A 10,209-nucleotide genomic window follows, 5' to 3' on the forward strand; every position below is an offset into this window, starting at 1 on the left:
GCCCGAGGCCGCGCCCTCTTCGTGTTCCTGCCCTGCTGCCACCGGCGGCCACTGGCCACCCTCACGGAGGCGGGGTCGGTCAGTGCTTGAGGTCGATCGTGAAGCGCCTCGTGCCCGGAGCGATCGTGTCGGCGTGGACCGAGCCACGAGCCCGGTCGTATTTACCGGTGCCGCCGGTGATCCCGTTGTCGAACGAAGGGGGAGGGCCCGGGACGAGATGGCCGAAGACCATCCCCTGCACAGAGAGCTGGCCGCCCGGGAGGGTGTAAGTGACGATGCACACCTCCGCTCCGCCGTTCTCGACCCGGGTGGTGGTGCAGGTGCCGGCGGTCTCGCCGACCTCATTGCCGGCCTGGTCGAAGAGGATCGAGCGGACGACGGTCCGATCGCCCTGGGCGGGGGCGCCGCCCGGGTTGACGGGGAAGCGCGACTGCTCCGCGAGCCGGCCGATGAGTGTGATGACCCGGTCCTTGCCCTCGGCGTGGGCGGAGTCAGTGTCCGTCGCGGAGGCGGCCGCGACAGGGACGCAGGCGAGGAGGGTGACCAGCGCGGTGGCCGTGCCGAGACAGGCTGCTCTGATGGGGCGCACGTGTGGCTCCTGAGGTCGATGATCATGGATGATCCGGTGGCGCATTCATAACCTCGGCTCTGCCGCCGCCCGGAACATCCCGGCCCGACCCACCGGAAGATCCGACCAGTCGGACCAAGGACCGACCCAGGACGAGCGACCGCCCGCCCGGTACCTCACATCGCGCTCGCGTCGCGTTCCCATAACTACCGCCCCCTGTGTCACTCCCGTCACGTAGAGTGCGAACGACTCATGTTCTGAACATGTTCAAGGTGTGCACTCTGGGGAGGGGGCTGCGGTCATGCGCAGTGGAGCCAAGGTCGGCATCATCGCCGGCGCGTTCGTGGTGATCGCCGGTGGCGTGGGCTACGGCGGCTACAACCTGTACAACGGGCTCACCGGCTCGGGCGGGGGCGGTGGCGCGAGCACCAAGGCAGCGTCGGGCGAGAAACGGAGCGGCCCGCCGAGCGCGGACGAGATCGAGGAGACCGCGACGGAGTTCCTCGCGGCCTGGGCCGCCGGCAAGGGCTCCGAGGCGGCCCAGCTGACCAACAACCAGGGCGAGGCCGAGCCGCTGCTCACGGGCTTCACGGAGCAGGCACACGTCTCGAAGGCCGTCATCAAGGCCGGCCCGGCGGCGGGCGCGACGGTGCCGTTCACCGTGGAGGCGACGGTGACGTACGAGGGGAAGAGCAAGCCCTGGTCGTACGCCTCGAAGCTGACCGTGGTGCGCGGGCTCACCACGGGCAAGGCGCTGGTCGACTGGCAGCCGTCCGTCGTCCATCCCGAACTCACCGCGGGCGCCTCGCTGTTGACGGCGGAGGCGTCGGCCCCGCCGATCAAGGCGCTCGACGACAACGGTGTCGAGCTCAGCGAGGAGAAGTTCCCCTCGCTCGGTCCGGTCCTCGACGCGCTGCGCAAGGAGTACGGGGACAAGGTCGGCGGCACGCCGGGCATCGAGCTGGCGATCACCTCCGCCGACGCGAACGTGCCCGACCGCAGCCTGCTGACGCTGACCGAGGGAAAGTCCGGCACCCTGCGCACCACGCTGGACGCCGGGGTGCAGGCGGCGGCAGAGAAGGCAGTGGCGGACTACGCCAAGGCGTCCGTGGTCGCTGTCCAGCCCAGCACGGGCGAGATCAAAGCGGTGGCCAACACCCCCGCGGAGGGCTTCAACACGGCGTTCCAGGGAGCGCAGGCGCCCGGTTCGACGATGAAGATCGTGACGGCCGCGATGATGCTGGACAAGGGCCTGGTGAACGGGCCGAACTCGCCGGTCGAGTGCCCGTCGACGGTCACCTGGGAGCGGGAGTTCCACAACCTCAAGGACTTCTCGATCCCCGGGGCGACGTTCCAGCAGGCCTTCGCCCGCTCCTGCAACACCACTTTCATCAAGCCGGTGAAGCCGCTGGGCGCCGCCGCGGGCACGGCGCTCGGCGAGACCGCCGCCAAGTACTTCGGCATCGGCCTCAACTGGAAGTCCGGCGTCGTCACCGTCGACGGAAAGGTCCCGGAGTCGACGGGCTCGGAGACCGCCGCCTCGTACATCGGGCAGGGCCAGATTCAGATGAACGCCCTCAATGTCGCCTCCCTCGCCGCGACCGTGAAGAACGGCGGCTTCAAGCAGCCGGTCATCGTCCCGCAGAGCCTGGACGACCGTGAACTGGCGACCGCGCAGCGGCTGCCGGCCTCGATGGCGGCGTCCCTGCGGCAGATGATGCGCGCGGCCACCGTGGGCTCCGGCACGGCGACGGCGGCCATGGCGTCCGTCGGCGGCGACAAGGGCGCGAAGACGGGCTCGGCGGAGGTCGACGGCCAGGGCGACTCCAACAGCTGGTTCACCGGCTACGCCGACGACCTGGCCGCCGCGGCGGTCGTCCAGGCCGGCGGACACGGCGGCGACTCGGCGGGCAGCACCGTCGCCCGGGTGCTGAACGCACGCTGAACCACCGGACGAAAACGTTCGCATGGCCCGTACAGCTACCGCTAGCGTGCGGGCCATGAGCACTCACGACGACACCACCGGCGCCCACCCCCGTTTCGCCGAGGCCCTGCGCGAGCTCGGTCTCGACGTCCCGGTGCGCCGCTTCCCGGACGCGACCCGTACCGCCGCTCAGGCCGCGGAGGCCATCGGCTGCGACGTCAGCGAGATCGTCAAGTCGCTGATCTTCACCGCGGACGGGGCGCCGGTACTCGTGCTGATGGACGGCTCGTCGCGGGTGGACGTGGAGCGGGTACGGCAGGAGCTCGGCGCCGAGTCCGTGAAGCGCGCCGACGCCGACCTGGTACGGGAGACGACGGGCTACGCGATCGGCGGCGTCCCGCCGTTCGGCCACCGCACCCGCACCCGGGTGCTGGCCGACCGCGGGCTGCTCGACCACGACGTGGTGTGGGCGGCGGCGGGAACCCCGCACACGGTCTTCCCGCTCGACCCGAAGTCCCTGATCGCGCACGCGGGCGGCACTCTGGTGGATGTCCGCGAGCGCACCGCGTGACCCCTCTGGTCACCGGGGCGGTCCTCGCCGCGGCGTTGACCCACGCCGGCTGGAACGCGCTCGCGCACCGGATCAAGGACCGGCTGGTCGTCTTCACCCTGATCGTCGGGGGCGCGTCGGTCATCGGTGGGCTGATGGCGCCGTTCGTGCCGGTCCCGGCCGCCGGCGCCTGGCCGTATCTGATCGCGTCGGCGGCACTGCACGTCGGCTACCACGCGCTGCTGCTGCGGTCGTTCAGCCTCGGGGACTTCGGCCAGGTGTATCCGATCGCCCGCGGCACGGCCCCGCTGGTGGTGACCGCCGCTGCCGCCCTGTTCGTCGACGAGCGCGTCAGCGGCGGGCAGTTGGCGGGCGTGGTGGTCGCCTCGGCCGGGCTCGTCGGCCTGGCGGTGTGGGGCGTCCTGCCGCTGGGCCGCCGGGCGGGGGAGGCCGCGCGGCCGCACTGGCCGGCGGTGACGGCGGCGCTCGCGACGGGCCTGTCGATCTCCGCGTACACCGTGATCGACGGGATGGGCGTGCGGGAGGCCGGTACGGCGGCCGGCTACATCGCCTGGCTGATGATCCTGGAAGGCATACCGCTGGTCCTCTACGCGATATACGTCCGCCGGGCCGCGCTGTGGCCGCAATTGCGGCCGTACGCGGGGCGCGGGCTGCTGGGCGCGGCCATGGCGGTCACCGCGTACGGACTGGTGCTCTGGGCCCAGACGCGTGCGCCGCTCGCGCCCGTCGCGGCGCTGCGCGAGTCGTCGATCATCGCGGGAGCGGCGATCGGCGCGCTGTTCTTCAAGGAACGCTTCGGTGGCCCGCGGATCGCGGCGGCGGTACTGATGGTGGCGGGCATCGGCCTGATGCTGACGTCCGGCTGACGCCCTCTGCGACGGCCGGGCGCAGCCGACGTCCGGCGCTCGCCCGACGGCGTTTCCGACGGCCGGCGCCCCGGCCTGTGCTCCGCGAGGGGCGGCTGCTAGCGGTCCGCCGCGCGCTCGTCCACCACCATCTGCCGGAATCCGGTGTTGACGGCCAGCAGCCCGCCGTCGACCGGCAGCGTCGTGCCCGTGACCCACGCAGCGTCCCGTGAGGCGAGGAAGGCGACCGCGGCGGCGATGTCCTCGGGCTCGCCGACCCGGCCGAGCGGGTAGACACCGCTCAGGACCTCGAGGCTCTTCTCCCGGCCCGCCCACGAACGGGTGCGGATCGTACCGGGGTTGACCTGGTTGACCCGGATGCCGCGTGCGGCGCCCTCACCCGCCAGGGTGCGGGTCAGCGACGCCAGGCCGGCCTTGGCCGCGCTGTAGGCGTGGCCGCCGAAGTCCTGTTCGGCGTTGACGGAGCCGATGTTGACGATCGCGCCGCGTCCATGAGCGGCCAGGTGCGGCCACGCGGCCCGTGCGCACCGCAGCGCGCCGGTGAGCGTGACGTCCAGGTCCTGTTCCCAGCCGTCGTCCGACAGCTCCTCGAGCGGCCCGAAGTGCCGGGAGGCCGAGAACGCGTTGTTGACCAGCACGTCCAGGGAACCGAAGTTCTCCACCGCGCGGGCCACGGCCGCCTCCGCCGACGCCCGGTCGGCGACGTCGCAGCGGACGAAGGCCGCACCCTCGATCCCGGCCGCGGTCCGCTCCGCGGCCTCCGCGTCGATGTCGGCGATCAGGACCCGCGCGCCCTCGGACGCCAGCCTGCGTGCCGTCGCCGCGCCGATGCCCCGCGCGCCCCCGGTGATCAGTGCCCCGTAGCCCTCGAAACGTGTCATAGGGCCGAACGTACCGCCCTGATGAGGGCCTGGGCACGGGGGTCGGCGGTAACGCCCTTGCGCATGCCGTTGGTCGTGTAGCCGAGGGCGATGCCCGATTCGGGGTCGGCGAAGCCGAGTGAACCGCCGCGGCCCGGGTGGCCGAAGGACCCAGGTCCCAGCAGCGGCGACGCGGGGCCGTGCAGCATGAAGCCGAGCCCGAAGCGGGTGGGCACCACCAGGACCCGGTCGGGTCCGGCGGACTCCTCGGTGCGGGCCAGCGTGAGCGTGGCGGGCGCGAAGAGCCGGCGGCCGCCGTCGACGTCGCCGATGGTCGCCGCGTAGAAACGGGCGAGCGCGCGGGCGGTGGATATGCCGTTGGACGCGGGGAGTTCGGCGGTGCGGTAGACGGGGTCGTTCTCGTCAGGGAAAGGGTCGATGGCTCCGAAGGCGCGGCGGGTCAGGGAAGCGGGGTCGCGGTACGCCTCCGCCACGGAGCGCTTGGGGCGCAGCCGGAGGCCGCCGCCCTCGGCGGCCGGGGGTTCCGCGACGGGGCCGAGCCGGCCGACCCGGTGGGCCTCTTCGCCGGGCAGTCCTATCCACAGGTCGAGGCCGAGGGGGCGGGCTATCTCCTCCGCGACCCAGCGGCCGATGCCGCGTCCGGTGACCCGGCGCACCAGTTCGCCCAGCAGCCAGCTGTAGGTCTGTGCGTGGTAGCCGTGGTCGGTGCCCGGCTCCCAGACGGGCGCCTGCGCGGCGACAGCGGCCGGTCCGCAGATGCCGTCCGCCGCCTGCGCGGGGGTGAGCGGACGGTCCAGCACCGGCAGCCCCGCGCGGTGCGCGAGGAGGTGGCGTACGAGGACGCGTTCCTTGCCGGCCGCCTTGAAGTCCGGCCAATAGGTGCCGACCGGCGCGTCAAGGTCGATCTGGCCGCGCTGGTGGAGCAGCAGGACGACGGCCGCGGCGACGCCCTTGGTGGCGGAGCGGACGACCTGTGCGGTGTCGAGCGCCCACGGCTCGTGCCCGTCCACGTCCCGGGTGCCTGCCCACAGGTCGACGACCTTGCGCCCGTCGCGGTAGACGGCGACGGCCGCCCCGCGTTCGCCGCGCTGTTCGAAGTTGCGCGCGAAGGCGTCCGCGACCGCCTCGTAGCCGTCCGCCACCGTGCCCCGGACGTCCACCACGTCTGCTCCTTCGCTGCGATCCATCCCCCCATGGTGCAACGTGGTCCGGACCACTGTGACCGCGGGTCGGTTCCCGCGGCCTCCCCCGGCGGGTCAGCTGAGGACGATGGAGACGTCGATGTTGTCGCGGGTGGCGTTGGAGTACGGGCAGACCTGATGGGCAGCGGCTACGAGCCGCGCCGCGAGGTCCTGGTCCACGAGCGGCAGCGAAACGTTGAGCGCGACGGCGAGCCCGTATCCGCGTGCGCTGTTGGGCCCGATGCCGACCTTGGCGGCGACGGTCGAGCCGGTGAGGTCGAGGCCCGCGCGGCGTCCGACGAGCACCAGGGCGTTGTGGAAGCAGGCGCTGTAGCCGGCGGCGAAAAGCTGTTCCGGATTGGTGCCGCGGCCGTCGCCACCGAGGGCGGGCGGCATGGCGACGCGGAGTTCGATCTGCCCGTCGTGGCTCGTCACATAGCCGTCGCGGCCGCCGTGGGCGGTGGCCTCGGCCACGTACATGATCTTGGTGGGGCGGGTGTCGACCGTGTCGACCTGTTCGCTCATGCTGCGTCCCCGAGTGTGCACCGGTGCGATTACATCGCGCACAATGTATCCGAGCCGTCAGCCGCGGCCCTACTCGGGGGTAGCCTTCGTCGCCGCGTCCGCGAGCCGGTGCAGATCGGCGCGGAGCCGCGCGATCTCCGACCCCTCCAGGCCCGTGCTCACAAGCAGTTGGGCAGGCACCGCCTCCGCCCTTTCACGCATCGCCTCACCCTCCTCCGTGAGCACCAGTCGCACCGAGCGCTCATCGGCGGCGGAGCGCTCCCGGCGCACCAGACCCGCCGTCTCCAGCCGCTTCAGCAGCGGCGAGACGGTGCCGTAGTCGAGCCGCAGCGCTGCCCCCAGCTCCTTGACCGGGATCTCGCCGCGCTCCCACAGCACCAGCATCGTGAGGTACTGCGGGTAGGTCAGGCCGAGTTCGGCGAGCAGCGGCCGGTAGGCGGCCGTGACCGCCCGCTGCGCCGCGTACAGCGCGAAGCACAGCTGGTCGTCGAGCAGCAGCGACGCCGCCCCGCTCCGGTCCTCGTATCCACGCCCCATGTTCACGCGCCTATTGTCACGGACCTCGGATCGAAGCCGAAGGGCAGCTCCAGCCGGTGCGCGCGCATCAGATCGTCGTCGCCCAGCAGCTCCTGCGTGCTTCCGTCCGCGACGACGACCCCGTCGCTGAGGATCACCGAGCGCGGGCACAGCTCCAGCGCGTACGGCAGATCATGCGTCACCATCAGCACGGTGACGTCCAACGCGCGCAGGATGTCTGCCAGTTCGCGGCGCGAGGCCGGGTCGAGGTTGGACGAGGGCTCGTCGAGCACCAGGATCTCCGGCTCCATGGCGAGCACGGTCGCGACCGCGACCCGGCGGCGCTGCCCGAACGACAGATGGTGCGGCGGGCGGTCGGCGAACTCGGCCATGCCGACCCGCTCGAGCGCGGCCATGACCCGGGCCTCCAGCTCGGGGCCACGCATCCCGGCCGACGCCGGGCCGAACGCCACGTCTTCCCGGACGGACGGCATGAACAGCTGGTCGTCCGGGTCCTGGAAGACGATGCCGACGCGGCGGCGGATCTCCGCGAGGTTCTCGCGCCCGACCGGCAGCCCGGCGACGGACACCGTGCCGACCCCGCCCGCCAGGATGCCGTTGAGGTGGAGGACGAGCGTGGTCTTGCCCGCGCCGTTGGGGCCGAGGAGGGCGACCCGCTCGCCGCGCCCGACCGTCAGGTCGACACCGAACAGCGCCTGGTGGCCGTCTGGATAGGCGTACGCGAGTCCGCGCACGTCGAGAGAGGGCGGCGGCGTCACGTTCATAGCGTCCATCCCAGCAGACAGACCGCGAGTGCGGTCACGGGCAGTGCGGCGGCGTACGACCACTGGGCGCCGGTCGCCCGCACGTCGTCGAGGACCGGCATCGTGCCGGTGTAGCCCCGGCTGACCATCGCCAGGTGCACCCGTTCACCGCGCTCGTAGGAGCGGATGAACAGGGCGCCGGCGGACTTGGCCAGCACACCCCAGTGGCGTACACCGCGCGCCTCGAAGCCGCGTGAGCGGCGGGCGATCGACATCCGGCGCATCTCGTCGGCGATGACGTCGCCGTAGCGGATCATGAAGGAGGCGATCTGGACCAGCAGCGACGGCAGCCGCAGCCGCTGAAGTCCGAGGAGCAGGGAGCGCAGTTCGGTCGTCGAGGCGAGGATCACGGAGGCGGCGACGCCCAGCGTGCCCTTGGCGAGGATGTTCCACGCGCCCCACAGGCCGGGGACGGAGAGGGAGATCCCCAGCACCTCGGTCTGTTCACCGGGCACCACGAACGGCATCAGCAGGGCGAAGGCCACGAACGGGATCTCGATCAGCAGCCGCCGCAGCAGGAAGCCGATGGGGATCCGGGCCACCGCCGCGACTGTGCCGAGCAGCACCGCGTACAGCCCGAAGGCCCAGACCGCCTCGCGCGGGGTGGAGACCACGACGAGTACGAAACCGAGGACGGCGAGCAGCTTGCAGTGCGCCGGGAGCACATGCACCGGCGAGTGGCCGTGCCGGTAGAGCTTGTGGGCGTGGCCCGCACCCATGTCAGACCGATCCCTGGACGGATGCCGGTTCGGTGGCCTCGCTGCGGCGGCGGCGCACCACATAGAAGACGCCGCTGCCGAGGGCCGCTGTCGCGCCGACCCCGATCACGCCGGCGAGACCGCCGGAGAGCCGGGCGTCGGAGACGTCCTTGACGCCGTAGTCGGCGAGCGGCGAGTCGGCGACGGCGTGCTCCTCGGCGGTACGGTCGATGCCCTTGTCGGCGGCGACCTTCTCCAGACCGTCGGGGTCGGCGGAGGCGTAGAAGGAGACGAAGCCGGCGAGGACGAGACTGGTCACCAGGCCGCCGAGCCACAGCCGGCGCGGCGAGCGGGCGGCGGCGGGCGCCGGCCGGGCCGCCGCCGGGGCGTCGACGAGCTCGCCGCCGACGCGGAGCTTCAGCGGTGCCGACAGACCACGGGCGCCGTACACCAGGTCGGGCCGTACGGCGATGACCGCGCCCACGGTCAGCATGGTGATCACGGCCTCGCCGATGCCGATCAGGACGTGGACGCCGACCATCGCGGTGAGGACGGAGCCGATCGGGACCTCGGTCAGGCCGCCGACCGCGTAGAGGAGGGTGAACGCCGCGGCGGCGGCCGGGACGGACACCAGCGCTGCGACGAAGGACGCGGCGGTCACGGAGCGGCGGGTGCGCGGCAGGATCCTGACCAGGCCGCGGAAGAGTCCGTACGCGACGAGGACGGTGACGACGCCCATGACGGTGATGTTGACGCCGAGCGCGGTGAGTCCGCCGTCGGCGAAGAGGATGCCCTGCATCAGCAGGACGACGGCTATGCACAGCACGCCGGTGAACGGCCCGACGAGGATGGCCGCGAGCGCCCCGCCGAGCAGATGGCCGCTGGTGCCCGCCGCGACGGGGAAGTTGAGCATCTGAACGGCGAAGACGAACGCGGCGACGAGCCCGGCGAGCGGCGCCGTGCGGTCGGCGCCGGGAAGCTCCGTGGGGGATCCGCCCAGCTCGCGGCGGGCGCCGCGGAGGCTGACGGCGACCGCGCCGGCGGCGGCGACTCCGGCGGCCACCGAGACGGGCGCGTTGATGAATCCGTCGGGGACATGCATGGGGAGCTCCGCTTCGGACAGATGAAGAAGTGCTCAATGATAATGCCCTGCTGCAAATGACTTGCAAGAGCGCATGGATCACAAATGAACATGGTTCCACGGAGGACGACGGAGCATCCCAGCCGAAATATGGGACATTAGAGACAAAGTGGACGCGAGTGTGAGGAGCTTGCCGATGTCGCACGCCGTCAAAGAGCAGGCAAGAGGCCGGATCGTCACCGACGCTCCTCAGCACCGACCAGTGCGCGTCTTCCTCAGCTACGACCCCGCCGAGGATCCCGCCACCGTCAGTTTCGCGTTCCCGAGCGGCAAGGAGTGGACGTTCCCGCGTGAACTCCTCGAGTCGGGGCTGCGGGCGCCCACCCGGGACGGGGACATCGGCATCTGGCCCTGCGGACGCGTCCAGGCGATCATCGAGTTCCACACCCCGGACGGTGTCGCGGTGGTCCAGTTCGACTCGCAGACGCTGATCCGGTTCCTCCGCCACACCTACGCGGTGGCCGCTCCGGCGCTCTGAGGCCCGGTGCCCCGCGGACACACAGCTAAAGAGGTG

Annotated in this window: 12 protein-coding genes; 4 read left to right on the plus strand and 8 right to left on the minus strand. The window is 71.9% G+C overall.

Annotation, left to right across the window (positions count from 1 at the left end; all coding sequences use genetic code 11):
• Positions 1-79 precede the first annotated feature (79 nt).
• Complete coding sequence (locus ACWGH4_RS22950) at positions 80-589, minus strand: allene oxide cyclase barrel-like domain-containing protein (protein WP_441264987.1); 510 nt, start codon at positions 587-589, stop codon at positions 80-82.
• A 280-nt stretch (positions 590-869) separates the two neighbouring features.
• Here ACWGH4_RS22950 and ACWGH4_RS22955 point away from each other — a divergent pair, with 280 nt between their 5' ends.
• The 3 genes from ACWGH4_RS22955 to ACWGH4_RS22965 are packed head-to-tail and all read left to right on the plus strand — an operon-like array spanning position 870 to position 3,929.
• The gene (locus ACWGH4_RS22955; protein ID WP_453463864.1) at positions 870-2,513 is read left to right on the plus strand and encodes a penicillin-binding transpeptidase domain-containing protein; all 1,644 of its coding nucleotides are present in this window, start codon (positions 870-872) and stop codon (positions 2,511-2,513) included.
• A gap of 55 nt (positions 2,514-2,568) precedes the next feature.
• A complete protein-coding gene (locus ACWGH4_RS22960; RefSeq protein ID WP_159691123.1) occupies positions 2,569-3,063 on the plus strand; it encodes a YbaK/EbsC family protein in 495 nt (164 codons plus the stop codon).
• Positions 3,060-3,929 (plus strand): EamA family transporter, encoded by an 870-nt coding sequence (locus ACWGH4_RS22965; protein ID WP_453463868.1) that lies wholly within the window; start codon positions 3,060-3,062, stop codon positions 3,927-3,929. Before ACWGH4_RS22960 ends, ACWGH4_RS22965 begins: the two co-directional genes overlap by 4 nt.
• A gap of 98 nt (positions 3,930-4,027) precedes the next feature.
• On the opposite strand, the gene ACWGH4_RS22970 is transcribed toward ACWGH4_RS22965, so the two are convergent.
• The 7 genes from ACWGH4_RS22970 to ACWGH4_RS23000 all read right to left on the minus strand — a co-directional run bounded on the left by ACWGH4_RS22970 (position 4,028) and on the right by ACWGH4_RS23000 (position 9,656).
• The gene (locus ACWGH4_RS22970) at positions 4,028-4,810 is read right to left on the minus strand and encodes an SDR family NAD(P)-dependent oxidoreductase (RefSeq protein ID WP_453463871.1); all 783 of its coding nucleotides are present in this window, start codon (positions 4,808-4,810) and stop codon (positions 4,028-4,030) included.
• Entirely contained in the window at positions 4,807-5,997 is a 1,191-nt protein-coding gene (locus tag ACWGH4_RS22975) for a serine hydrolase domain-containing protein (protein WP_453463874.1), read from the minus strand. The genes ACWGH4_RS22970 and ACWGH4_RS22975 overlap by 4 nt, the downstream gene beginning before the upstream one ends.
• 69 nt (positions 5,998-6,066) lie before the next feature.
• Complete coding sequence (locus ACWGH4_RS22980) at positions 6,067-6,516, minus strand: organic hydroperoxide resistance protein (RefSeq protein WP_453463877.1); 450 nt, start codon at positions 6,514-6,516, stop codon at positions 6,067-6,069.
• Between the two features lie 69 nt (positions 6,517-6,585).
• Entirely contained in the window at positions 6,586-7,053 is a 468-nt protein-coding gene (locus ACWGH4_RS22985; protein WP_453463889.1) for a MarR family winged helix-turn-helix transcriptional regulator, read from the minus strand.
• A 2-nt stretch (positions 7,054-7,055) separates the two neighbouring features.
• Positions 7,056-7,817: an ATP-binding cassette domain-containing protein gene (locus tag ACWGH4_RS22990; protein ID WP_441264994.1), complete on the minus strand. Its 762-nt coding sequence runs from the start codon at positions 7,815-7,817 to the stop codon at positions 7,056-7,058.
• Positions 7,814-8,575, minus strand: coding sequence for a cobalt ECF transporter T component CbiQ (gene cbiQ / locus ACWGH4_RS22995; protein ID WP_453463880.1), 762 nt, complete (start codon positions 8,573-8,575; stop codon positions 7,814-7,816). The genes ACWGH4_RS22990 and cbiQ overlap by 4 nt, the downstream gene beginning before the upstream one ends.
• 1 nt (position 8,576) lies before the next feature.
• A complete protein-coding gene (locus ACWGH4_RS23000) occupies positions 8,577-9,656 on the minus strand; it encodes an energy-coupling factor ABC transporter permease (protein WP_453463883.1) in 1,080 nt (359 codons plus the stop codon).
• Positions 9,657-9,831: 175 nt separating this feature from the next.
• Here ACWGH4_RS23000 and ACWGH4_RS23005 point away from each other — a divergent pair, with 175 nt between their 5' ends.
• Positions 9,832-10,173 carry an SsgA family sporulation/cell division regulator gene (locus ACWGH4_RS23005; RefSeq protein WP_453463886.1) on the plus strand — a complete coding sequence of 114 codons (342 nt, stop codon included), beginning with the start codon at positions 9,832-9,834 and terminating at the stop codon, positions 10,171-10,173.
• Positions 10,174-10,209: the final 36 nt, after the last annotated feature.

Source organism: Streptomyces sp. NPDC054847, assembly GCF_053610925.1.

Bases quoted from the DNA above. Each gene is read 5' to 3' on its own strand.
- ACWGH4_RS22985 (WP_453463889.1), bottom strand. From the start codon at position 7,053: ATGGGGCGTGGATACGAGGACCGGAGCGGGGCGGCGTCGCTGCTGCTC.
- cbiQ (WP_453463880.1), bottom strand. From the start codon at position 8,575: ATGGGTGCGGGCCACGCCCACAAGCTCTACCGGCACGGCCACTCGCCG.
- ACWGH4_RS23000 (WP_453463883.1), bottom strand. From the start codon at position 9,656: ATGCATGTCCCCGACGGATTCATCAACGCGCCCGTCTCGGTGGCCGCC.
- ACWGH4_RS22955 (WP_453463864.1), top strand. From the start codon at position 870: ATGCGCAGTGGAGCCAAGGTCGGCATCATCGCCGGCGCGTTCGTGGTG.
- ACWGH4_RS22975 (WP_453463874.1), bottom strand. From the start codon at position 5,997: ATGGATCGCAGCGAAGGAGCAGACGTGGTGGACGTCCGGGGCACGGTG.
- ACWGH4_RS23005 (WP_453463886.1), top strand. From the start codon at position 9,832: ATGTCGCACGCCGTCAAAGAGCAGGCAAGAGGCCGGATCGTCACCGAC.
- ACWGH4_RS22990 (WP_441264994.1), bottom strand. From the start codon at position 7,817: ATGAACGTGACGCCGCCGCCCTCTCTCGACGTGCGCGGACTCGCGTAC.
- ACWGH4_RS22980 (WP_453463877.1), bottom strand. From the start codon at position 6,516: ATGAGCGAACAGGTCGACACGGTCGACACCCGCCCCACCAAGATCATG.
- ACWGH4_RS22960 (WP_159691123.1), top strand. From the start codon at position 2,569: ATGAGCACTCACGACGACACCACCGGCGCCCACCCCCGTTTCGCCGAG.
- ACWGH4_RS22970 (WP_453463871.1), bottom strand. From the start codon at position 4,810: ATGACACGTTTCGAGGGCTACGGGGCACTGATCACCGGGGGCGCGCGG.